Source organism: uncultured Dysosmobacter sp. (assembly GCF_947631635.1).
Lineage (GTDB): Bacteria > Bacillota > Clostridia > Oscillospirales > Oscillospiraceae > Oscillibacter.
In genome coordinates this window covers 1-22,137 of the sequence record NZ_CANRMB010000024.1, presented here as the reverse complement: position 1 = coordinate 22,137, position 22,137 = coordinate 1, and the positions used below count along the sequence as shown (strand labels likewise).

At 59.9% G+C, this 22,137-nt stretch carries 18 protein-coding genes, 1 tRNA gene and 1 pseudogene; 4 read left to right on the top strand and 16 right to left on the bottom strand.

Annotated features, from left to right (window positions below):
• Positions 1 to 8 precede the first annotated feature (8 nt).
• From Q0Z71_RS11995 to Q0Z71_RS11955, 9 genes are all read right to left on the bottom strand, one after another.
• Positions 9 to 260 carry a hypothetical protein gene (locus tag Q0Z71_RS11995; protein WP_298022896.1) on the bottom strand — a complete coding sequence of 84 codons (252 nt, stop codon included), beginning with the start codon at positions 258 to 260 and terminating at the stop codon, positions 9 to 11.
• A gap of 222 nt (positions 261 to 482) precedes the next feature.
• Complete coding sequence (locus Q0Z71_RS11990) at positions 483 to 2,876, bottom strand: endonuclease MutS2 (protein ID WP_298022893.1); 2,394 nt, start codon at positions 2,874 to 2,876, stop codon at positions 483 to 485.
• A 264-nt stretch (positions 2,877 to 3,140) separates the two neighbouring features.
• Entirely contained in the window at positions 3,141 to 3,917 is a 777-nt protein-coding gene (gene recO / locus Q0Z71_RS11985) for a DNA repair protein RecO (protein WP_298022889.1), read from the bottom strand.
• A gap of 231 nt (positions 3,918 to 4,148) precedes the next feature.
• Positions 4,149 to 4,571: a pyridoxamine 5'-phosphate oxidase family protein gene (locus tag Q0Z71_RS11980; protein ID WP_298022887.1), complete on the bottom strand. Its 423-nt coding sequence runs from the start codon at positions 4,569 to 4,571 to the stop codon at positions 4,149 to 4,151.
• Positions 4,572 to 4,603: 32 nt separating this feature from the next.
• Positions 4,604 to 4,768: a hypothetical protein gene (locus tag Q0Z71_RS11975; protein ID WP_298022884.1), complete on the bottom strand. Its 165-nt coding sequence runs from the start codon at positions 4,766 to 4,768 to the stop codon at positions 4,604 to 4,606.
• A 46-nt stretch (positions 4,769 to 4,814) separates the two neighbouring features.
• Positions 4,815 to 5,714: a GTPase Era gene (gene era / locus Q0Z71_RS11970; RefSeq protein WP_298022882.1), complete on the bottom strand. Its 900-nt coding sequence runs from the start codon at positions 5,712 to 5,714 to the stop codon at positions 4,815 to 4,817.
• A gap of 204 nt (positions 5,715 to 5,918) precedes the next feature.
• Positions 5,919 to 6,338: a nuclear transport factor 2 family protein gene (locus Q0Z71_RS11965; RefSeq protein ID WP_298022879.1), complete on the bottom strand. Its 420-nt coding sequence runs from the start codon at positions 6,336 to 6,338 to the stop codon at positions 5,919 to 5,921.
• A gap of 11 nt (positions 6,339 to 6,349) precedes the next feature.
• The gene (gene uvrA, locus Q0Z71_RS11960) at positions 6,350 to 9,178 is read right to left on the bottom strand and encodes an excinuclease ABC subunit UvrA (protein ID WP_298022875.1); all 2,829 of its coding nucleotides are present in this window, start codon (positions 9,176 to 9,178) and stop codon (positions 6,350 to 6,352) included.
• Between the two features lie 1,069 nt (positions 9,179 to 10,247).
• Entirely contained in the window at positions 10,248 to 10,466 is a 219-nt protein-coding gene (locus Q0Z71_RS11955) for a helix-turn-helix domain-containing protein (RefSeq protein WP_298022872.1), read from the bottom strand.
• Between the two features lie 88 nt (positions 10,467 to 10,554).
• Here Q0Z71_RS11955 and Q0Z71_RS11950 point away from each other — a divergent pair, with 88 nt between their 5' ends.
• Positions 10,555 to 10,803 (top strand): hypothetical protein, encoded by a 249-nt coding sequence (locus Q0Z71_RS11950; RefSeq protein ID WP_298022871.1) that lies wholly within the window; start codon positions 10,555 to 10,557, stop codon positions 10,801 to 10,803.
• Here Q0Z71_RS11950 and ybaK read toward each other — a convergent pair.
• The 5 genes from ybaK to radC form a co-directional block, all read right to left on the bottom strand.
• Positions 10,765 to 11,265, bottom strand: coding sequence for a Cys-tRNA(Pro) deacylase (gene ybaK / locus Q0Z71_RS11945; RefSeq protein WP_298022868.1), 501 nt, complete (start codon positions 11,263 to 11,265; stop codon positions 10,765 to 10,767). The genes Q0Z71_RS11950 and ybaK overlap by 39 nt on opposite strands.
• A gap of 3 nt (positions 11,266 to 11,268) precedes the next feature.
• Entirely contained in the window at positions 11,269 to 12,153 is an 885-nt protein-coding gene (locus tag Q0Z71_RS11940; RefSeq protein ID WP_298022864.1) for a DMT family transporter, read from the bottom strand.
• Between the two features lie 191 nt (positions 12,154 to 12,344).
• Positions 12,345 to 12,722: an MmcQ/YjbR family DNA-binding protein gene (locus Q0Z71_RS11935; RefSeq protein WP_298022861.1), complete on the bottom strand. Its 378-nt coding sequence runs from the start codon at positions 12,720 to 12,722 to the stop codon at positions 12,345 to 12,347.
• Between the two features lie 74 nt (positions 12,723 to 12,796).
• The gene (gene uvrB / locus Q0Z71_RS11930; RefSeq protein WP_298022858.1) at positions 12,797 to 14,767 is read right to left on the bottom strand and encodes an excinuclease ABC subunit UvrB; all 1,971 of its coding nucleotides are present in this window, start codon (positions 14,765 to 14,767) and stop codon (positions 12,797 to 12,799) included.
• A 278-nt stretch (positions 14,768 to 15,045) separates the two neighbouring features.
• Positions 15,046 to 15,741, bottom strand: coding sequence for a DNA repair protein RadC (gene radC / locus Q0Z71_RS11925; protein ID WP_298022855.1), 696 nt, complete (start codon positions 15,739 to 15,741; stop codon positions 15,046 to 15,048).
• Between the two features lie 214 nt (positions 15,742 to 15,955).
• On the opposite strand from radC, the pseudogene Q0Z71_RS17145 reads away from it, so the two are divergent.
• Positions 15,956 to 16,168 (top strand): annotated as a pseudogene (locus Q0Z71_RS17145) (DDE-type integrase/transposase/recombinase); the annotation flags it as partial.
• A 4-nt stretch (positions 16,169 to 16,172) separates the two neighbouring features.
• Here Q0Z71_RS17145 and Q0Z71_RS11920 read toward each other — a convergent pair.
• Both Q0Z71_RS11920 and Q0Z71_RS11915 read right to left on the bottom strand, forming a co-directional pair.
• Positions 16,173 to 17,528, bottom strand: a complete 1,356-nt coding sequence (locus Q0Z71_RS11920; protein WP_298022852.1) for a cellulase family glycosylhydrolase — start codon at positions 17,526 to 17,528, stop codon at positions 16,173 to 16,175.
• 652 nt (positions 17,529 to 18,180) lie between these two features.
• A tRNA-Leu gene (locus Q0Z71_RS11915) sits at positions 18,181 to 18,265 on the bottom strand.
• 303 nt (positions 18,266 to 18,568) lie between these two features.
• On the opposite strand from Q0Z71_RS11915, the gene Q0Z71_RS11910 reads away from it, so the two are divergent.
• Both Q0Z71_RS11910 and Q0Z71_RS11905 read left to right on the top strand, forming a co-directional pair.
• Entirely contained in the window at positions 18,569 to 19,411 is an 843-nt protein-coding gene (locus Q0Z71_RS11910; protein WP_298022849.1) for a pyridoxamine kinase, read from the top strand.
• 561 nt (positions 19,412 to 19,972) lie between these two features.
• Positions 19,973 to 22,069: a serine hydrolase gene (locus tag Q0Z71_RS11905; protein ID WP_298022846.1), complete on the top strand. Its 2,097-nt coding sequence runs from the start codon at positions 19,973 to 19,975 to the stop codon at positions 22,067 to 22,069.
• The last annotated feature ends 68 nt before the right edge of the window (positions 22,070 to 22,137 follow it).

The window sequence follows — 22,137 nt, the reverse complement described above, 5'->3', positions numbered from 1 at the left end:
ATGTTCTCCTACTTTTTTTCGTGGCGCCTGCGATAATATGCCCGCCGTTTGCGTTTTTTGTCCCGGTCTGTCCAGTAATACCAGCGGCCATAAAAGCGCGATCCAATGATTGCAAGCGCAAACAAAAAAACGATCACGGTCGAAATTGCATCCACTGTGCCGTTCCAGCCCCGAAGCGCTCCGAGAAAAGCGATTGCATTCATCAGCTCCGCCGCGATAAATGAAAAATAAACATGGGAAATTCCCGTCCAAAAAGACACCTTAACCGGCTCTCTTTGACTTTTGGGCAGTTTCCAATGAGAATACGAGGCGATCCCCAGCAGGATCGTATCAGGCAGTTAAGATAAGAGGAAACCAGAGCCGTCTTTGTCCTCCTATTCTCCGGAAAATGACCGCGGCCAGCAGTATGGCCGCCATGCCTGCCAATTCCAATTTTTGATACGGCTTTTTTAGATTTTGAAAAAGTGTCAGTTTCGCCAGTCTTACTTCAGCGTCACCACAGTGACGCCGCTCTCGCCCTCGCCGTAGATGCCCAGGCGAAATGCCTTCACAGCCCGGTTTCGCCGGAGGATGTCGTGGACCGCTTTCCGCAGGGCGCCGGTGCCCTTGCCGTGGATGATGGTCACAGTGTCCAGGTGCCCCATGACGGCGGCGGAGATGAAGTTCTCCACCACGCCTTCAGCCTCCAGGGTCTCCAGGCCCCGGATATCCAGATCCCGTGCGGCGGAGGTCCGCAGGACCCGGTCCGCGTTCTGCCGGATGGTGACGGCGGGGTTCTTCTTTTTCGCCGCCCGCTCGTCGTCCTCAATGAGCCGCACCTCGTCGGCTTTGGCCTTCATCTTCAAAATGCCGGACTTCAATTGCAGGATGCCGTCCTTGGAGACGGAAACCACCTCCGCCGGGGTGCGGACGCCGGGGATCTCCACCAGGTCCCCCTCCCGGATGGGGCGGCTGGGCTTGGGGATGGGCTCCTGCCGCTGGTCCCGCTTCGCCACTGCGTCCTCCGCCTCGTTCAGCTTCCGCCGCAGCTCCGCCCGGGCCTCGTTGTAATTCTCCGTGCGCTCCGCCTTGGCCTGCTGCTTCCGCATCTCCGCCAGCTCCGCAAACACCGCGTCGGCAGCGGACCGGGCGTCCCGCAGGATGCGCTTGGCCTCCGCCTCGCCCCGGCCGCGGGCGTTTTCCTTGGCCCGCTCCATCTGCTCCCGGAACTCCCGGGCCTTGCGGGCGTCCTCCTCCCGCTGGCGGTACAGGCGGTCGGCCTCCTGCTCCCGCTTTTCCAGGGCCTGGCGCTTGGCCTCCAACTGGGTGAGGATATCCTCAAAGCGGACGCTCTCCCCGCTCATCTGCACCTTCGCGCTCTCGATCACCTCGTCCGGCAGGCCCAGCCGCTTGGAGATGGCAAAGGCATTGGACTTGCCGGGGATGCCGATCAGCAGGCGGTAGGTGGGGCTGAGGGTCTCCACGTCAAATTCGCAGGAGGCGTTCTCCACCCCCGCCGTGGTCATGGCAAAGGTCTTCAGCTCCGCGTAGTGGGTGGTGGCGGCCACCCGCGCCCCCACCTGCCGCACGCGCTGGATGATGGCGACGGCCAGGGCCGCGCCCTCCACCGGGTCCGTGCCGGCCCCCAGCTCGTCGAATAGGATCAGGCTATGGCGGTCCGCCTCGGCAATAATGGACACAATATTGACCATATGTGCCGAAAAAGTGGACAAGCTCTGTTCAATGCTCTGCTCATCACCGATATCCGCCAGCACCCGCTCATAGACGGAGATGACGCTCCGGTCCGCCACGGGGATGTGGAGGCCGCACTGGGTCATCAGCGTCAGCAGGCCCAGGGTCTTCAGGCTGACGGTCTTGCCGCCGGTATTGGGGCCGGTGATGACCAGGGTATCAAAGGTCTCCCCCAGCTGGATATCGATGGGCACCGCCTTCTTCGGGTCCAGCAGGGGGTGGCGGGCCCGCCGCAGATGGATGGCGCCGTCCCGCCGGACCTCCGGCCGCACGCCGTCCATTTTGTAGCTGAGCTGTCCCCGGGCGAAGATCAGGTCCAGATGCACCAGGGTATCGTAATCCCACTGGATATTCTCCCGGTGGGCCGCCGCCTCCGCGGACAGCTCCGCCAGGATGCGCTCGATCTCCTTCTGCTCCTTGGCCTCCAGCTCGATCAACTCGTTGTTGGCCTGGACGACGCCCATGGGTTCCACGAACAGCGTGGCGCCTGAGGAGGAGATATCGTGGACCAGTCCCGGCAGATCGCCTCTGTGCTCTGCCTTGACGGGCACCACGAAGCGGCCGTCCCGCTGGGTGATGATGGTCTCCTGCAAAATCTTGCCGTAGCTGGGCGAGGAGATGATCCTCTGCAAAATCTGCCGGCTCTTGGCCTGGGCCGCCCGCATATGGCGGCGGATGTCCGCCAGCTCGGTGCTGGCGGCGTCGGCGATGGTGTCCTCGTCCGTGATGCACCGCTTGATCTTCTCCTCCAGAAAGCGGTTGCCGTGGAGGGAGAGGAACAGGTGGTCAATGGTAGTCTTCTCTGCCGCCTCATCATTGAAATACTCCTTGGCCCGGCGGGCGGCGGTGAGGAGGCCGGCGATGGTCAGCAGCTCCCGGGTGTTCAGACTGCCTCCCCGGTCCGCCCGGTCCAGGGCCTCCGCCACCGGCTTCACGCCGGAGAAGGAGGGACTTCCATGGAGGCCGATCATGCTCCGGGCCGCGTCGGTCTGGTCCAGCAGGCGCAGGACCTCCTCCGGCTCCGTCTCCGGACGGAGCCGGAGGGCCCGCTCCTTGGCCTCTGCGCAGACCGCCTGGTCGGACAGCATCTGCAGCACTCTGGGCAGTTCCAGGGTGCGGATAGATTTGTCAAATAATTCGCTCATGGTATATCCTCCCATCGGAGCAGTGTTTCATGAAAGCAAGTGCGGATGAGATCCGGTCCCGCCGCATTTGGGGGCAGGCAGCTTCTTCAACGGGGATCTTCCTCGTTCAGCAGCCAGGGCTGCGGAACATCCGCCGGCGATCCATGGCAGCGGATAGGCCCGGTTGGTCTCCGCGTCCACCAGCAGGCGGTAAGGTCCAAAGGTAAATCCTGTCACAGTTCGCTCCCTATTGTATAAATTCTTGTAAATTATACAAAATGTATCTCATTTCGGCGGCATCTCCACCGGCTGCAAGCTCTTGTAAAAGTCCAGCGTCCGAAAGCCCCGCTCCAACTGGGCGGCCGCGAACGCCTCCGCCGCGCCGGACAGCCGCCCCAGGGCATCCTGTCCCAGCTTGAAGGCATACAGCCGTTTCGGATCGCCGTAAATGATGTGCCGCAGGGCCGCCAGGGAGTCCTGGCACAGGGGCATGGACAGGGCGCTCTCCTTTACGCCGCAGGTCCGGCACCGCACCACCCCCTGGACCACATCCAGCAGGGGCTGCTCCGGCTCCGGACAGCCGCAGTACGCGCAGCCGTCCGCCAGCGGCTCATAGCCGGTCAGGCACAGGAGCTTCAATTCAAAGGCCGCCTTCACCAGCGCGGGGGGCTTATGTAAAGCGGAGACCGCATACAGCCCGTTCAGCAAATGGCGCAGCAGCTCCTCTGCCGGCGTGCCCTCCGTGGTGACGCTCTCCGTCAGCTCCGCGAAGTAGAACCCCAGCGCCATGGCCTCCAGGTCGTTCCGCAGGCCGTCGAACAGCTCAATCGTGGAACCCTCGTTGGCATAGTACCAGTCGCCCTTTTGATAGAGCGTCCACTCGGAATAGGCCAGGGACTGGGCGCAGGCGGCAAATTTGCAGCCCTTCCGCCTCGCTCCCCGGGCGATGACGGCGACCTTCCCCCGGTCCTGGGTCAGGAGCGTCAGAATCTTGTCGCTCTCCTTGGTCTCGGTCTCCCGCAGGACGATGCCGCGGGTGACGGTGTACAGCGGTGCCGGCACCCCGGTCCCCCCTTCCAGCAAAAGATGTATGGCGGCGGGGAGACGCCCCGCCCCATGGGTCACAGCAGAGGCGGCAGCTCCCGGTCCCCCTCGATAGACCGGTAGAGCATATAGGCCATCGGCTCTCCGGTCATACAAAACAGTTCCCAAAACGGTTCCGCTTCCATACGGCAGACCTCCTTTTGGGAATAGTCTGCGGAAACTGTCGAAATTTATAGATGGAAAGATCCGTCAATCCGGGATCTCAAAATCCTCAGATTTGAAATTGCTGTAATACCGGCCCTTTTGAGCAGTGAATTTCAGCACACAGTAATCCGGGTCCGTGACACCTTTGGGATAGTACATCGTATCTCCTACCCGCCAGATCCGCTCTCTGGCCGCCGCTGTCTCCAGCACCTCCACAGTGCCGGACAGACTGGCTCCCCGGAAGAAGCGGCTGTCCACAAAATACACACTGGCCTTGGGATTTTTCCGAAAGGCCTGCACCTTGCGGGAGGAGGTGTTGGTGCTGAACCAGAAGGTCCGAATGCCCTCCCGCTCCCGTGGCCGCAGCATGGCCCGGGCGGTGGGAAAACCGTCCTCGTCCAAATAGCTGATATATGCCGTTTTTGCCTTGTCGGCCATCCCGCCGACGGTCTTTTCCGGGTCCCTCATGATCCGCCCCCACTTTCAAATATATTTCGGATTCAGATGGAGCCGCTGAGGATCTCCTCAAAAATCGTCTCCATCTCCTGGTCGGAGAAGTCGTGCCGCTCCTGCTCCACCCTCAAGCTCTCATAGACGGCCACATCCTCTCCGGCTTTGACAGAGAGATCTGTGCCGTTCGCAGTTCCAAATCCCTCTTTCAGCATCCGGGCAATGGCTTGCAGACGCTTTTATTCCCTCATTTTCCCTTCATCAGTCGTCATGATAACCGAAGTTCCGCACGTAATTCACATTGTCCCGCCAGTTCTCCTTTACCTTCACCCAGGTCTCCAGATACACTTTGGTGCCCATGAACTTCTCCATGTCGTGGCGGGCCAGGGAGCTGATTTTTTTCAGCATAGCGCCCTGTTTGCCGATGATGATGCCCTTGTGGCTGGCCTTTTCACAGTAGATGGTGGCGTCCACATCGACGACGCCGGACTCCCGCTCGGAGAACTTTGTGATCTCCACAGCGGTGCCGTGGGGGATCTCCTTGTCCAGGCACAGCAGCAGCTTTTCCCGCAGCAGCTCCGCCACCACCTGCCGCTCCGGCTGGTCGCTGGTCTCGCCGTCCGGGAACAGCTGGGGGCCTTCCTCGGCGTATTTGCGCAGCTCCTTCATCAGCTCCTCCAAACCGTCGCCGGTGTGGGCGGAGATGGGGATGATGGCGTCAAAGCCGTCCCAGGCCTCGTTGTAGGCCGCGATCACCGGCAGCAGCTCCGCCGGTTCCACGGTGTCGATCTTGTTGATGCAGAGGATGGCGGGGATGTGCTCCTCCCGGATGCGGTCGATGAGCGCCTGCTCCGGGCCGCCCACATGGGCGATGGGCTCCACCAGCAGCAGGGCGCAGTCCACATCGCTGAGACTGGAGGTGACGACCTTCACCATATAATCCCCCAGGGCGGACTTGGGCTTGTGGAGGCCGGGGGTATCCATCAGGATATACTGGGTGTCCTCCCGGTTCACGATCCCGTAGATCCGGTTCCGGGTGGTCTGGGCCTTGTTGGAAACGATGGCGACCTTTTCGCCCACCAGGGCGTTGGTCAGACTGGACTTGCCCACATTGGGGCGGCCGCAGACGGTGATCATGGCCACGTTTTTGATATCAGACATACAGGTGATCCTCAACTTTCTCTCATGTTAAGCAATTTTCTTAAGGCGATACCGCATAAATCGGCAAGAGCAATTTGCGTAAAAAATTTCAGCCAGAAAAAGGTGCAAAACCGCAGGAATACTGGACGTATTTCAAGGTTTTGCAACGCATGGATGGCAAAAATTTTTCGCAAAGTGCCGCAGACGCATTTGTGCGGGATTGCCTTAAAACCACAGGGCCGCTTCCTCTCGGAAACGCGGAGACGGTCCGGCTTGATAGGGGTCGTAATTTCTGCAATTGCATCCGAATTCCCTCAGGGAGGCGATCCTTCCATCCCCGTCCCATTGGATCAGGGACATGCCGTCAAAGCACTCCTCCCGGCCGCTGTCCATACGGTCATGGAAATGCCACTCCACCACCGTCTGGCCGCCCGCGTGGAGGAATTGACGGATGTCCCAGGTCAGGACCCGGCCTCTGGTATTCCACTCCTGAAACCAGTGGGCAATTTTCTCGATGCCCTCATATTTCGGCCCCCAGCTCTCCACATAGACGGCATTGGGAGCAAAGATCCGGCTGATCCCCAGGTCCCTGCCCCGCAGCCACATATCGAACCAGAGGCGCACCTTTTCTTCCCGCTGTTCCATACCGCCTCCGCTCACTTCTCCAGCATTTTCTTTAAATACTGTCCGGTGTAGCTCTCCTGACAGGCCGCCACGGTCTCCGGCGTACCGGTGACGACCACCGTGCCGCCGCCGTCGCCGCCCTCGGGACCCAGGTCGATCAGCCAATCGGCGCACTTGATGACATCCAGGTTGTGCTCGATGACCACCACCGTATTCCCGTTGTCCACCAGCCGCTGGAGGACCTCCAGGAGCTTGCGCACATCGTCGGTGTGGAGGCCTGTGGTGGGCTCGTCCAGGATATAGATGGTCTTGCCGGTGGCCTGCTTGCTCAGCTCCGTGGCCAGCTTTACCCGCTGGGCCTCACCGCCGGACAGCTCTGTGGACGGCTGGCCCAGCTTCACATAGCCCAGGCCCACATCCTGGAGGGTCTGGAGCCTGTTGCGGAGCTTGGGCAGGGCGGAGAAGAACTCCACCCCCTCGTCCACAGTCATGTCCAGCACTTCCGCGATGTTTTTTCCCTTATAATGGACTTCCAGGGTCTCCCGGTTGTACCGCTTGCCCTTGCAGACCTCGCAGGGGACAAAGATATCCGGCAGGAAGTGCATCTCGATCTTCAGCACACCGTCGCCGGAGCAGGCCTCACAGCGGCCTCCCCGGACGTTGAAGCTGAACCGGCCCGGGCCGTAGCCCCGGCTCTTGGCCTCCTGGGTGGAGGCGAACAGGTCCCGGATGTCGTTGAACAGCCCCGTATAGGTGGCGGGGTTGGATCGGGGCGTCCGGCCAATGGGACTCTGGTCGATATTGACCACCTTGTCCAAATACCCGATGCCCTCGATGGCGCCGCACTTGCCGGGATGGACCTTCATCCGCATCAGGTCCGCGCCCAGGCGCTTGAACAGGATCTCATTCACCAGAGAGGACTTGCCGCTGCCGGAGACGCCGGTGACCACCGTAAAGGTCCCCAGGGGGAACTCCACGTCCACATGGCGCAGGTTGTTCTCTGCCGCGCCCAGGACCTTGAGGAATTTCCCATTGCCGGGGCGGCGTTCCGCCGGGACGGGGATCTTCTTTTTGCCGGAGAGGTACTGGCCTGTCAGGGAGTCTGGATTTGCCATGACCTCCGCCGGCGTGCCGGCGGCCACCACCTGGCCGCCGTGGATGCCCGCGCCGGGGCCGATGTCGATCAGATAGTCGGCGGCCCGCATGGTGTCCTCGTCGTGCTCCACCACCAGCAGAGTGTTGCCCATGTCCCGCAGGTTCTGCAACGTGGCCAGGAGCTTGTCATTGTCCCGCTGGTGCAGGCCGATGGAGGGCTCGTCCAGGATATACAGGACGCCCATCAGGGAGGAACCGATCTGGGTGGCCAGGCGGATGCGCTGGCTCTCGCCGCCGGAAAGCGTCCCGGCGCTGCGGCTCAGGGTCAGATAACCCAGCCCCACGGACTGCAGAAAGCCCAGCCGGGACTTGATCTCTTTTAGGATGCGGTCGCCGATCAGGTGCTGCTGGTGGGTCAGCTTCAGTGTCCCCACCCAGTTCAGCTCGTCCACCACGGACATCTGGGTGAAGTCGTGGATATTCATGTCCCCCACCGTCACCGCCAGAGATTCCTTTTTCAGGCGCATCCCCTTGCAGGCGGGACAGGGGCACTCGCTCATGACCTCCTCCAGTTCCCGCTTCACGCTGTCGCTCTGGGTCTCCATGTAACGGCGCTGGATGTTGTTGCAGATGCCCTCAAAGGGCTGGTACAAAACGCCCTTGCCCCGGGGCTGATCGTAGTGCAGTTCCAGCTTTTCGCCTCCGGTGCCATACAAAATGACATCCCGCACCTCGCCGCTCAGCTCTTTCCAGGGGGTGGACAGGGAGAAGCGGTATTTTTTGGACAGGGCGTCGAAATACATGCGGGAGATCCCGTCGGAGCGGATATTCCCCCATCCGGAGGCGGTGATGGCCCCGTCCAGGATCGACTTCTCCACGTCCTCCACCACCAGAGCGGGGTCCACCTTCAGCTGGCTGCCAAGGCCCGTGCAGGTGGGGCAGGCGCCGAAGGGGTTGTTGAAGGAGAACATGCGGGGCGTCAGCTCCTCGATGGAGATGCCGCAGTCCTCACAGGCGTAATTCTGTGAGAACATCAAATCCCGCTCCTCCCGCAGGAGGTTCACCACCACAAGCCCGCCGGAGAGTCCGGAAGCCGTCTCCACAGAGTCCGTCAGCCGCTGCTGGATATCCGGACGGATGATGAGGCGGTCCACGATGATCTCAATATTGTGCTTTTTGTTCTTCTCTAATTTGATCTCCTCGTCCAGCTCGTAGAGATTCCCATCCACCCTGGCCCGGACATAGCCGGAGCGCTTGGCGTCCTCAAACACCTTGGCGTGCTCGCCCTTTTTGCCCCGGATCAAGGGGGCCATCACCTGGATGCGGGTGCCCTCCGGCAGGGCCATGACCTGGTCAATGATCTGGTCGATGGTCTGCTGCCGGATCTCCCTGCCGCACTTGGGACAGTGGGGCGTGCCGATCCTGGCCCACAGCAGGCGGAGATAATCGTAGATCTCCGTCACTGTGCCCACGGTGGAACGGGGGTTTTTGCTGGTGGTCTTTTGGTCGATGGAGATAGCCGGGGAAAGGCCCTCGATGTAGTCCACATCGGGCTTGTCCATCTGCCCCAGGAACATCCGGGCATAGGAGGACAGGGACTCCACATACCGCCGCTGGCCCTCGGCGTATATGGTGTCGAAGGCCAGGGAGGATTTTCCGGAGCCGGACAGGCCCGTCATCACCACCAGCTTGTCCCGGGGGATGGTGACGTCGATATTCTTCAAATTATTGGCGCGGGCGCCTTTGACAATGATCTTATCTTGCATGGGAGGTTCTGTTCTCCTTCAAAAAAGTATTCCAGGCAGATGGGATTTTTTCCGCCCACGGGGCGGAGACGGGGGGGGTGCACGGCTTTGCCGTGCGGGAATGCACCCCCCATTTTCTTTGGTTGCGCCAAAGAAAACGGGCCGTGCACGGTCCAAAAGAAAAACGCTTTTTGTGTCCAACTTTACCCCTCCGGGGTAAAGTTGGACGGACGGGAGTTGGTGGTTAGATGTGCCACCAAGCTTGGGAATCTTCTACCAGGTGCGCTATACCGGGTACGAAGGTAGGAGCGTGTGCCCGCATTTGAGGGTGTGGGCGCAGATTTGGGGCGGTCATCGAAAGGCTTTCAGCAACAAGCCCCGTGTGTTCCGCTTCGCTACACACTACCTGGGTGGTTAAATTGGCCGCCGACGGGTGCGCCGGACCGGGTGTGAGTTTAAAACTGCGCCGCCGCAAGTTGGGGGTGTGGGCGCAAATCCGGGGTCGTCAGCGAAAGGCTTTCAGCAACAAGCCCTGTGTGTTCCGCTTCGCTGCACACTGCCTGGGCGGTTACATTGGCCTCTGACGGGGACGCTATACCGGGTGCGGGTTTAGAACTGCGCCGCCGCAGGTTGAGGCTTGGGTGCAAATTTGAGGTGGCTGATAAAAAGCTTTCACCTCTGGCCCCGCTGCCGCTGCCTGGTCCCGTATAAGGCCCACACGCAGACACTTCCACAAGGAACCAAAGAGCGGCAGCGACAAGAGCCGCTGGTCCTTTCAGTCTTTGCCCGACCTCGCAATTCCAATTCGCGTGGCGCAAGGCCAAAAGATTCAGCAAAGCCGCGCCCGCGCCCAACGCAGAATCCAGCATCGACCACCATCGGTCTCTTTCTGGGACCCCACGCCTCGTCCACAGTTGGCCCGATGGGCCAACTGTGGACACCAAAGCGCCTTTCTTTTGACCGGGCGTGACCGTTTTCTTTGGGCAAGACCCAAAGAAAATGGGGGCGCATTCCCGTGCCGCAAAGCGGCACACCCCCCGTCCCGCGCCCACAGCACGAAACTCTCTGTCTCACCCGCAGGCCGAACGGATCACCGCTGATCCGACCGCCCCAGCAGATACTCCGTGGTCACACCAAAATAATCCGCCAGCGTGCATAATGTCAAGGTAGGAATGTTTACTTTTCCAGCTTCAATACGCCGATAATGCACATCTGTAATTTTCAAAACATCTGCCAATTCGCGCTGAATAAGCCCACGTTCTTTTCGAAGCTCCTTTAGCCTCCCACCTAGCACCTGTAAAGTTTCCATTTAAATTTCTCCTTGACAGAGAACTTATCATGTTCTATAATAAAATCATATAGAACATTTAAAGTTCTATTTTGAAAGGGTGACTTATATGAAACAAATCTACGAAAAGTTGTTTGATCACTACGGTATTGAGATTCTGGGAGAGGCCAAGAATTACGACGAAACTGCCATCCAAGCCCTGCTGGAAACCTTTCCATTAAGCCAGGATGCCCGCTGGACCCTTTCCGATGCCTTCAGTGATTTCTACTTTCAGTGGTCCGCGGATGCTTTCGCCGTAGGCCTCCACCTGGGCCTCTCTCTACTCCACGATGATATCCGCCGCATCCGCCCGCAATAGGTCCAGCAGCGCCTGGGGCGCAAGCTCCACCTGTGCGCCGATCTTCCCGGCGGAGATATAAATACTCTCATACTCCAACACCGTCTTGTGGAATACCGTGGGATACTGCTTCTTCATCCCCACGGGGGAGCATCCGCCCCGGATGTACCCGGTGACGGCATTGATCTCCGCCACATGGAGCAGTTCAATGGACTTCTCCCCCACCGCTCTGGCGGCCTTCTTCAAGTCCAGATTCTCTGCCACAGGCACCTCAAACACATAGATGCCCTTGGACGCGCCCCGGGCCACCAGCGTCTTGAAGCCCCGGGCCGGGTCCTGCCCCAGCGCCTGGGCCACATGCACGCCGTATTCCCGGGTGCCCTCCGGGCCCTCGCCCTCCTCATAAAAATGGGCGGTGTAGGGGATCTTTTTCTGATCCAGGATGCGCATCACGTTTGTCTTTTCTTCCCTATGCTTTGCCATGATTCACCTCAAAATATACACGCCCGCCAAAACCAGCAGGATTCCAACCACGATCATCAAACTCAGAGGTTCTCCCAGGAACAGGATCCCCGCCAGCGCCGCCACCACCGGCTCCACGCTGGCGATGATGGACGCCTTTCCGGCCTCCACACGGGAAAGGCCCCAGGTGTAGAGGATGTAGGGCGACACGGTGGAGCACACGATCAGCCCTGCCGCCAGCAGCAGTATCCGGGGCTGCGCCAGCGCCGCGCCGACCTCCGCCGGGCGCAGCAGCACCAGTGACGCAGGCCCCGCGAAGATGAACGTCCACACCGTGACGGTCATGGAGTCATAGTAGGCCAGAGCGTAGCGGCCGAAAATGCTGTACAGTGCGTAGAAAAACCCGGCTCCCAGCCCCAGCAGGATCCCCGGCACGGTGACGCTCAGTCCGCCGCTGAAGAGTCCGCATACGCAGGCGCAGCCCACCAGCGTCAGCAGCAGGGCCAGCAGCTTCTTTTTCGTCACAGGCTCCTTCCACAGGATGGCGGACAGGATCACCACAAAGGACGGGGAGGTATACAGCAGGACGGACGCCACCGCCAGCGAACAGATCTGCTGGCAGGAGAAATAGCACATGGTGAAGAACATCACGCTCACCACGCCGGTGCCGAAGAAGTATTTCAGATGCTCCCGTTTGACCCGGAACACGCTGCGGTCCCTGATGGCGAAAACCGCCAAAAGCAGCAGCATTCCGCCGAAATTCCGCACCACCACGATGCTGAGCGGCGAGAGGCCCCCAGCCATCAAGCTGCGGTTCCACAAGCCGATCAGTCCCCACAGCGTGGCCGCTGCCAAAATACCGGCATAGGCGCCCCGCAGGCTTTTCTTCGTCACTTTCGTCTCTTTCATATGCCGCTCCTCCCATACCGCGCCACAACCGGCCGCCGCATGATAAAATATATCGTTCCAGGCGCGCAGCACCCAGCCGATATGCCAGGATATTGTCTCTCAAAAGGCCCCCGTATCATTCCGCAGGATCGGCAAATATGGGTCTCTCTCCTCCATAGAAGCCGTCCCACTGTCCGATCACCGGCACCTTTTCAGCTCTGCAAAATTTCTCGCTGCACGTATTTCGGCAGCTTTTCCAGCACCAGCCGGTGGGACTCCCCGCACAGCTCCCGCAGGACCTCGTCCGGCAGGCCGCCGTCCAGCAGAACGGCGATCCAGGCGCGCTTGTCCGTGTAGAAGCCCGGCAAAACCTCCGGGTGCTGCGCCCGCAGCAGCTCCGATCTTGCCGGATCACACTTCAGATTCACCAGGTCGTGGCCGCCGTAGGTCTGGTATTTTACATCCGGCGAACAGACGGCGGCAAACAGCTTGCCCCGGATCATGTACCGGAACCAGGCCCACTCGGGTTTATAATCCTTCTCTGCCCCCGGAAGGGACAGAAGATACTCGTCCAGCCACTCATATTTCATCGTGATATCCCCCTATATTTCCCGGTGAGAACGCATCCCGACGGCAAAACCGGAGAGGCGACAAACCGCCGCGGTCATTTCTCCCCCCGCAGCTCGATGATGCGGTCGCGCAGCACCGCCGCGTACTCAAATTCCAGCATTTTGCTGGCTTCCTTCATTTCCTTCTCCAGCTTGGCGATCTCCGCGGCCCGCTCCTGTTCCGAGAGCTTCCGCTTTCTGCGGCCCCGGATGGTCTCCTCCTCAGCCGTCTTGGAGATCTCCAGCACCTCCCGGACGCCCTTGATGATGGTCTTGGGCACGATGCCGTGCTCCCGGTTGTAGGCGTCCTGAATAGAGCGGCGGCGCTCCGTCTCATCCATGGCCGCCCGCATGGAGGGGGTGATCTCGTCGGCGTACAGGATGACCAGGCCCTCCGCGTTTCGGGCGGCGCGACCGATGGTCTGGATGAGGGAGGTCTCGCTGCGGAGGAAGCCCTCCTTGTCCGCGTCCAGCACCGCCACCAGGCTGACCTCCGGCAGGTCCAGCCCCTCCCGCAGCAGGTTGATGCCCACCAAAACGTCGAACTCGCCCAGCCGCAGGTCCCGGATGATCTCCATCCGCTCGATGGTCTGCACGTCCGAGTGCATGTACCGCACCCGGATGCCCGCGTTTTTGAAAAATTCCGTCAGGTCCTCCGCCATCTTCTTGGTGAGAGTCGTGACCAGCACCCGCTCGTTTTTGGCCGCGCGTTGGCTGATCTCCTCCATCAAATCGTCGATCTGGCCGGTGACGGGCCGCACCTCCACCCGGGGGTCCAGCAATCCCGTGGGGCGGATGACCTGTTCCACCACCTGGTCCGCCCGCTCCCGCTCATAGGGGCCGGGGGTGGCGGAGACGAATACGGCCTGGCCCACACGGCCCTCAAACTCCTCGAATTTCAGGGGGCGGTTGTCATAGGCGCAGGGCAGGCGGAAGCCGTACTTCACCAGGCTGTCCTTCCGGGCGTGGTCGCCGTTGTACATGGCCCGCACCTGGGGCAGGGTCACATGGCTCTCGTCCACGAACAGCACAAAGTCGTCGGGAAAGAAATCCAGCAGCGTCATGGGCGCCGAGCCGGCGGGCCGGTCGGAGATGATGCGGGAGTAGTTCTCAATGCCGGAGCAATAGCCCAGCTCCGCCATCATCTCCATGTCGTACTCCGTCCGCTGGCGGATGCGCTGGGCCTCCACCAGCTGGCCGTTGTCTGTAAAGTATCGGACCTGCTCCTCCATCTCCTTCCGGATCTCCCCGATGGCCCGGTCCATTTTGTCCTTGGTGGTGACGTAATGGCTGGCAGGGTAGATGGCGATGTGGTTCAGCACCCGGTTCACAGAGCCGGTGACGGGGTTGAAGTCGCTGATGCGGTCGATCTCGTCGCCGAAAAACTCCACCCGAATGGCGTGGTCCTTGTAGTAGGCGGGGTACAGCTCCACTGTGTCCCCCCGGACCCGGAACATGTTCCGCTCAAAGGCGATGTCGTTGCGCTCGTAGCGGATCTCCACCAGGCGGCGCAGCAGCTCGTCCCGGTCCCACTCCGCTCCCACCCGGAGGGACACCACCAGCTTGGCGAAGTCGTCCGGCTCGCCCAGGCCGTAGATGCAGGAGACGGAGGACACCACGATCACGTCCCGCCGCTCCAGCAGGGCACAGGTGGCCGACAGCCGCAGGCGGTCGATCTCCTCATTGGTGGAAGCGTCCTTGGCGATATAGGTGTCCGTGTGGGGGATATAGGCCTCCGGCTGGTAATAGTCGTAATAGGACACAAAATACTCCACCGCGTTGTTGGGGAAAAACTCCTTGAACTCGGCGCAGAGCTGGGCGGCCAGGGTCTTGTTGTGAGCCAGCACCAGGGTGGGCCGCTGGATCCTCTCAATGACCTTGGCCATGGTAAAGGTCTTGCCGGAGCCGGTGACGCCCAGCAGCACCTGCTCCTTCAGTCCGTTCTCGATGCCCTCCGCCAGGGCGGCGATGGCCTGCGGCTGGTCTCCAGAGGGCTGGTATTCAGAAACGACTTCAAATTTTGGCATAGATTCATTCTCCGCAAACAGCATTGTATTCTCACTGTGGCTGTCTTTCTATGGATTCTATAATCAAATAACTTGAAAAGTGGTAAATCCACTTTTCAAGTGTCACAGCGCATGTGCGCTGTGACAGGCTGCGGACCGCGGCCTTGATTTGCATTTCATCATCCATCCCTGTGCGCTTTACCCACAGCGGGCACCGTCCGCTTGAAAAATCCCATGCGATTTTTCAAGTGAATTGACTATATCATATCAGCCGGCAAAAAGCAAACAGTTGTTCGATTTTATGGAGCAATTTCCGCCATACCGTCCAGATATCCGGAATCCGCCATAGACACGAAATCGCCGTCCGCCACGATGATGTGGTCCACCAGCTCCACGCCGATGGTATGCAGCGCCATCTTGACCCGGTCTGTCGCCGTATAATCCTCTTTGGACGGCAGGGCCAGCCCACTGGGATGGTTGTGGGCCAGGATGATGGCGCTGGCGGAGGTCAGGATGGCGTTCTCCATCACCTTGCGGAGGTCCAGCTCCGCGTTGGTCACACTGCCCTCCCCCAGGCGCTTGCAGGCCAGGAGCTTTCCCTTCCGGTCCAGACACAGCTGATACACCACTTCATTTCTCTCATCCGCAAACCGTTCCAGCAGATAGGCCCCCGCCCGCTCTGTGGAATTGAGCACCGTCTCCTGTTCCACGTCCGCGATTCGGGCCTTGCGGGACAGCTGCGGCACCAGCTTCAGCAGGATGGCCGCGCTCTCCCCGATGCCCTCCACCCTTTGCAGGTCCTCCACCGGAGCCGTCAGCACGGCGGACAGGGAGCCGTACCGGTCCATCAGGGCGTGGGCGATGGGGTTGGTGTCCCGCCTGGGGATCGCATAATAGAGCAGCAGCTCCAGCGCCTCGTGGTCCGCATAGGACTCCAGGCCGCCCTTCAAAAAGCGCTGTCTCATTTTCTCCCGATGTCCGTCATGGATGCCCATCCCGGCGCCCTCCTCTGGCTGAAATCCCCAGTTTTTTGATAGATCTGGAATGTCATATTATACCACGCTTCCATATGGGCCACAAGACATTTTCCCTTCCCAAAATTCCGCAGCAAACAGGAAAATATTATTACAACTTTAAAAACAGTGAATGGTACAGCATCCGCACCGTAACAAAGCAAGACTGGCTGAAATTGAATAGACCCAAAAAAATGTGGTTCTGCAGCAATTTCAGGTGACGCAGCCAAACCATACCTGGGTCAGTGACGTTACCTGCTTCAAACTGAATGAACGATATTACGATGTCTGCGTGATCCTTGGCCTGTATTCGCGCATGGTCATCGCTTATAAAGTTTCCAAAAAGAACAGTACCCAACTGATTACCGCCACTTTCAAATCGGCGTATGACCAACGCACACCTTCGCCGGGCCTTATCTTCCATGGCGGCCGCGGTTCACAATACGCATCAAATCCGCTTTCCAGCTTTCGCAGGGCTGGTCTGAGGTGTTTTTTACCGTCAGCATGTATTGGTAAAATTGCTGACCGTTCGCTTCCCAGCTGTTATCAAGCACCGCCGTAACCTTCATATCGCCGCTCTGGACAGCCGTATTCCGGCTGCCGCTTTGAACGGCCGGAGCCTGGCCGCTGTCTGCAGGCAAAGCATCCCCTGTCAGGATTTGATACAGCCATCTGCCGGAATCGCTTAGATCCTCTTCGGAAAAACCGGAGGTTTTCTCCACCGCACTTTGAATAATCGCCGAGGTTTCGTTTTTATTGGAAATATTCCAGGCCACATAGCTGACCTTGTACTGGTCCATAACCTGTACCCAGGCGTTGGCCTGCGCCTCGTCGATCCCGCCGTTTCCGCTGGCATCGCAGATTCCATATTCCGATACGAACACCGGAAGCCCTGCATCAATCGCTGCTGTCATGGTATTGCGCAGATCATCCTTATGGGTTGCCGCATAGAAATGCAGTGTATACATAATATTGTCGTAACCGGTAATCGGGTCTGCTGCCGCCTCGTTGACATACTGTGACCAGTTGGGGGTTCCCACCAGAATCACAGCATCAGGCGCATTGGCGCGGATAACAGGTATGACCTTCTGTGCATAGGATTTTATTTCTCCCCAGGAGGTGCCGCCGTTCGGCTCATTGCAGATCTCATAAATCACATTCTCATAACCGGAAAATTCTTTTGTCATCTGTGCAAAAAAATCGATTGCTTCCGCTGTATACTGGTTGGGATTGCCATCCGACAAAATATGCCAGTCCACAATGACATACAGATCCTGATTCGCGGCATATTCCACGCCCCTGCGAACCAGATTTTTCAAATACTCTTTGTCACCGTCTGTGCAATACCCACCGGATTCCGCCGTATACATGGCAAGCCGTATCACATTTGCTTTCCATTCCTGGCGAAGCTGTCCAAAAAGCGCTTCATTGACATATTGAGGATAGAATGACAGCCCATGTGTGCTTAAGCCTCGCAGCTGCACAGCCTCCCCGCTCTCGTCAACAAGCTGTGTGCCCTCAACAGAAAGCCTGCCGCAGACGGAAGGCGACGAAATATCCGGCTCCTCTGGTTCTTTATTCTCCTCTTCCTTTGCTTTATCAGACTCTGACTTTGCCTCCACCGAAGCCCTATCTGAGCGTTCCCCAATTTGTTGATTCTCTTTTGCAGGCTCCTCTGCTGCCTTTCCACACGCAGACAGACAGGCACCTGCCAAACACAGGCATAAAATAACAGCAATAATAGCAATAAAAGTTCTGTTCTTTTTCATAAGTATGACCATTCCTTTCCACTACGCTGCAAAGCACAGTATATCATCAAATAACGATTCTTCAATTACATTTTTCTTAGCAATAAATAATTTCTGAAATCCCGGCATTTGGGCAGCAAAAAAACCGGCAGAATCGGGGCTTTTGCGGAACATATCATTTTTCCGCAGAGCATGCTAACGCGCAACCGGGCGAAGTCTGGCTCTTGGCGCGTAGTAAACCGTCAGGGTTTTCCTGCACGATTTTAATCAGCCCGCCGCAGCAGCCCGGTTTGTCCTTGGCAAACCGGGAAAGCACCAAAAGGAAAAGACAGGCTGTGCCTGTCTTTTCCTTTTGCACCAAGGCAAGAAAAATGCTTTCTTACGCAACCCTGTCCTTTCCGACCGCGAATCCAGCGGAGCGAATCGCGGTCGGAAGCGAAGAAAAAGCACGTCCGGCGTATGAAAAGGCCCTAAGGCCTTTTCATCGCCCTAGGGCTTTTTCTGAGCTGCAATAAGAGGTTAAAACCGATTTTTCCATAGATGGATCGCATCTCCCGTCCCCTCTCCGCCCGAAGCTCAGCGGAGCGGGTTCGGGTGGAAAGCGAAGAAATTCCTATCGGAGCGCAGTTTTCGCCGCAAGGCGAAAACGGAGCGGTGATAGGAATTTCTGAGCTGGTGCGCCTGAAGGGACTCGAACCCATACGCATTGCTGCACGAGAACCTAAATCTCGCATGTCTACCAATTCCATCACAGGCGCATATTCAATTTTGAGGGGTTTGCGGCGCTAAGACGGCGCGGCAAAAGCCTTCACCGAGGTCACAACGCCTAAATCCCGCATGTCTACCAATTCCATCATGCCCGCTTTTTTCCTATATTAGAGTTTTGTTGATTATAGCACATCCGTACGCTGCTGTCAAAATCCCATTTGCGTATGAAAGTCATTTTGATGTTTTTATTTCTGTGAAATCCTCCCGCCTTGTCGTTTCCGCTATTGAACAATCTCAAAATCTGCGATACAATGGCATAGATTTTCTGATTTGATGAAACGAGGGATCTCTTCATGTCAACACCCCGTGTCGCCGCCATCCATGACATGTCCGGCTTCGGCCGCTGCTCCCTGACGGTGGCTATCCCCATCCTGTCCGCCATGGGCGTGCAGTGCTGCCCCCTGCCCACCGCCTTTCTGTCCACCCACACCGGCGGCTTCGAGGGCTTTACCTTTCTGGACATGACCGGCGAGATGCCCAAAGTCGCCGCCCACTGGAAGTCTCTGGGGCTTGACTTTCAGGCCATTTACAGCGGATTTCTGGGCAGCGAGCGGCAGATCGGCATGGTGGAGGACTTTATCCGGGACTTCCGGGCTCCAGGCACCATCGCTGTGGTGGACCCGGTGATGGGGGACCACGGCAAGGTCTATCAGACCTACACCCCCGCCATGTGCGCCGGGACCGCCCACCTGGCGGAACAGGCCGACGTCATCACTCCCAATCTGACGGAGGCCGCCCTTTTGCTGGGCGTTCCCTACGAGGCCCTTCCCTCCGGCGGGGATGGCTGCCGGGAGATCGTGGAACGGCTGAGTCTCGGCGGCAGGCGCTCTGTGGTCCTCACCGGCGCCTCCACCGCGCCGGAACTGACCGGCGCCATGTGCTATGACGCCAGGACCGGCCGGACCGAAGCCGTGCAGACCCGCCGGGTGCCCCGGGTGTTCTACGGCACCGGCGATGTGTTCACCAGCGTCCTCACCGGCGCGCTGGTCAAGGGGAAGTCCCTGACAGACGCCGCCGGGGAGGCCGTGGAATTTGTCCGGGCCTGCGCGGAACGGACCGCCCGGATCCAGCTCCCCCTGCGGGAGGGTGTGGATTTCGAGCCGCTTCTGGGCCTGCTGACAGGCGGAGCCCCATGAGTGCCGGGCTTCCCTCCCTCCGGAAAATAAATCTGATGAACACGCTGGTCCAGCTGCTGTACTGGGCGGCGGGACATCCCCAAAGCACGCACTAAAAAAGGGAGGACAGCGGCAGTGCCGCTGTCCTCCCTTTTCACCCCCGGAAGGGACTTGATTTTCTTGGCCGTATCGGTTACACTTGGAAATGGAAACATGAACCGCGGCAGGAGACGGCGGGCGGCAACCCGCCATCTCCCTATGGGAGTGTCACGACCACTCAACACAACAGCTTTTGCTGCACCGTATCCTCCATTATACTGTTGCACCGTCTCTTTTTCAAGAGCGAACAGCGGGAAATGGGGCTTGTGTGCCGCGCCTTGATTGAAAAATCAGGCGGTGTTGAGTCTTGCGCTCAACGCCGCCTTTGTGTTTCCGGCAGACGCCGGGAGCGGTGCGCCGCTCCCGGGACCGCCTGTTGGAACATGGGAGGTCCTGATTTTTTACTTGACCTTCCCCCTGGTGGAGGGTTTATCCTGACACTGTAAAACCAACGCGCCCCACCGGGGCGGGAAAGGAACGAACATGAAGTATCTGCAAACACGCTGCCGCGCGCTGCTGCTGGCGCTGGTCCTGGCCCTCAGCCTGACGGCTCCGGCCCTGGCGGCGGAACCCTCCGCGTCTCCGGCGGAGCCCGCCGCGCCCACGCTGGACAGCGCCGCCCAATCGGCCGCCAAGGCCGCCCTGACCTACAGCGCCGCCAACAGCATCAGCTGGGCCGTCTGGGAGGACGGCAGGATCACCGTCTCCGGCAGTGAGACGGCGGCCCAAGGCACCGGCGAGGCCCCGCTCCCAAGCTCCGCGGACTTGGACCAAGACCTCTACGGCGTCGGTTCCGTCAGCAAGATCTACACCACCGTGGCCGTCATGCAGCTGGCGGAGCGGGGCAGACTGTCCCTGGACGCCCCCGTCACCCGGTACCTGCCGGACTTTAAAATGGCGGACCCCCGATACAGGCAGATCACCGTGCGGATGCTGCTGAACCACTCCTCCGGCCTGATGGGCTCCACCTTTACAGACGCCATGCTGTTTGACGACGCAGACCCCGCCGCCACGGACCAGCTGCTGGAGCGCCTCGCCACCCAGCGCCTGAAAGCGGACCCCGGCGCGTACAGCGTCTACTGCAACGACGGCTTCACCCTGGCGGAGCTGGTGGTGGAGGCCGTCTCCGGGAAGGACTTCATGGACTATGTGCAGGCAAACATCCTAACACCTGCCGGACTGGACAGCACCTTCGCCCCCGGCGGCAGCTTTGACACCGGCCGCCTGGCCGACACCTACTTCGGCGCTGACCCCTGCCCCCTGCCCCAGGACTGCCTGAACGTGGTGGGCGCTGGCGGCATCTACGCCTCCGCCGCGGACCTGGCGGCCTTCGGCGGCGCCCTCACCGGGACCAAGCTGCTGCGCCAGACCTCCCTCGCCGCCATGGCCGCCCCGGAATACGCCAGGGGCATCTGGCCGGACGACACGCTGGACCTGCTGTCCTACGGCCTGGGCTGGGACGCCGTGGAGTGGTTCCCCTTCCGTCAGAACGGCATCACCGCCCTGGTAAAGGGCGGCGACACCCTGGTGTACCACGCGGGACTGGTGGTGCTCCCGGAGCATCACATGGCCGCCGCGGTGCTCTCCTCCGGCGGCGTGTCCACCTACAATGAGCTGGCTGCCGCCCAGATGCTGGCCGCCGCGCTGAAGGCCAAGGGCGTGGAATTGGACGAATCCGTCCCCGTCATCCCCCAGTCCGCCCCCGCCGCCATGCCCGGGGAGCTGATGGAGAATGCCGGATATTACGGCTCCACCGCCGCCCAGTATCAGGTGGCGGTCTCCGCTGACGGCGTGCTGTCCATGCGCTGCCTCGCCTATCCCTCGCTTCCGGCCCAGACCTTCACCTACTGCGCCGACGGCACCTTCCGGGACGCCTCCGGCGCCGCCTGCGTGCAGTTCGTCAAGGAATCCAACGGCGAGACCTATCTCTACCAGAAGGCCGTCGGCCAGCTTCCGGAGCTGGGCGTCATGCCCGCCTCCAACTACGCGGCGGTGAAGCTGCCGGAAAACACCGTCTCCCAGGATGTAGCGGACTTCTGGGCGGATATCTATACTCTGAGCGTCCTGCCCATGAACGAGAAATACACCTCCCAGGTCTATCTGGCAGTGGCCAGTACCGGCACGGAGGAGACGCCGGAGACCGTGCCCGGCTACTTCGGCGCCGCCCGCATCGCGGATAAGACCTCCGCCCGGTATGAGCTTCAGGTCCCCGGCACCGGCGGCCGGGATGGGCAGGACATCACTGTGTCCAGCCGGGACGGCGTCACCTGGCTCCAGGCCAACGGCGCGCTGTACATGGAGGAGGCCGGGGCGCCGGACCTCTTCACCGGGGACGGCCGGTCCTATACCACCGTCCAGGAGGACGGCTGCGCCCGCTGGTACCACGCCGCCGGAGCCGCCGGCAAGACCATGACCGTCCAGCTGCCGGAGGACGGCGGCTTCTGGGTCTACGACGCCGATGGCCAGGTCACGGCCTCCTCCGTCCTGTGGGGTGATACCTCTGCCGTTCTGCCCGAGGGCGGCCTGCTGGTGTTTGCCGGAGACCCCGGTGCCCGATTCCATTTGTCTTTCCAGTCATGACCACCCGTAAAACGGGTGGCATGCACCACCCCTATAAGGGGTTTTTACTGGCTGAGCCTCAAGGCTCA

What these genes read in the sequence shown, in the direction of transcription:
- Q0Z71_RS11990 (WP_298022893.1), bottom strand. Translation starts at nt 2,876, where the DNA reads ATGAGCGAATTATTTGACAAATCTATCCGCACCCTGGAACTGCCCAGA.
- Q0Z71_RS11980 (WP_298022887.1), bottom strand. Translation starts at nt 4,571, where the DNA reads ATGAGGGACCCGGAAAAGACCGTCGGCGGGATGGCCGACAAGGCAAAA.
- Q0Z71_RS11975 (WP_298022884.1), bottom strand. Translation starts at nt 4,768, where the DNA reads ATGCTGAAAGAGGGATTTGGAACTGCGAACGGCACAGATCTCTCTGTC.
- era (WP_298022882.1), bottom strand. Translation starts at nt 5,714, where the DNA reads ATGTCTGATATCAAAAACGTGGCCATGATCACCGTCTGCGGCCGCCCC.
- Q0Z71_RS11965 (WP_298022879.1), bottom strand. Translation starts at nt 6,338, where the DNA reads ATGGAACAGCGGGAAGAAAAGGTGCGCCTCTGGTTCGATATGTGGCTG.
- uvrA (WP_298022875.1), bottom strand. Translation starts at nt 9,178, where the DNA reads ATGCAAGATAAGATCATTGTCAAAGGCGCCCGCGCCAATAATTTGAAG.
- Q0Z71_RS11955 (WP_298022872.1), bottom strand. Translation starts at nt 10,466, where the DNA reads ATGGAAACTTTACAGGTGCTAGGTGGGAGGCTAAAGGAGCTTCGAAAA.
- Q0Z71_RS11950 (WP_298022871.1), top strand. Translation starts at nt 10,555, where the DNA reads ATGAAACAAATCTACGAAAAGTTGTTTGATCACTACGGTATTGAGATT.
- ybaK (WP_298022868.1), bottom strand. Translation starts at nt 11,265, where the DNA reads ATGGCAAAGCATAGGGAAGAAAAGACAAACGTGATGCGCATCCTGGAT.
- Q0Z71_RS11940 (WP_298022864.1), bottom strand. Translation starts at nt 12,153, where the DNA reads ATGAAAGAGACGAAAGTGACGAAGAAAAGCCTGCGGGGCGCCTATGCC.
- Q0Z71_RS11935 (WP_298022861.1), bottom strand. Translation starts at nt 12,722, where the DNA reads ATGAAATATGAGTGGCTGGACGAGTATCTTCTGTCCCTTCCGGGGGCA.
- uvrB (WP_298022858.1), bottom strand. Translation starts at nt 14,767, where the DNA reads ATGCCAAAATTTGAAGTCGTTTCTGAATACCAGCCCTCTGGAGACCAG.
- radC (WP_298022855.1), bottom strand. Translation starts at nt 15,741, where the DNA reads ATGGGCATCCATGACGGACATCGGGAGAAAATGAGACAGCGCTTTTTG.
- Q0Z71_RS11920 (WP_298022852.1), bottom strand. Translation starts at nt 17,528, where the DNA reads ATGAAAAAGAACAGAACTTTTATTGCTATTATTGCTGTTATTTTATGC.
- Q0Z71_RS11910 (WP_298022849.1), top strand. Translation starts at nt 18,569, where the DNA reads ATGTCAACACCCCGTGTCGCCGCCATCCATGACATGTCCGGCTTCGGC.
- Q0Z71_RS11905 (WP_298022846.1), top strand. Translation starts at nt 19,973, where the DNA reads ATGAAGTATCTGCAAACACGCTGCCGCGCGCTGCTGCTGGCGCTGGTC.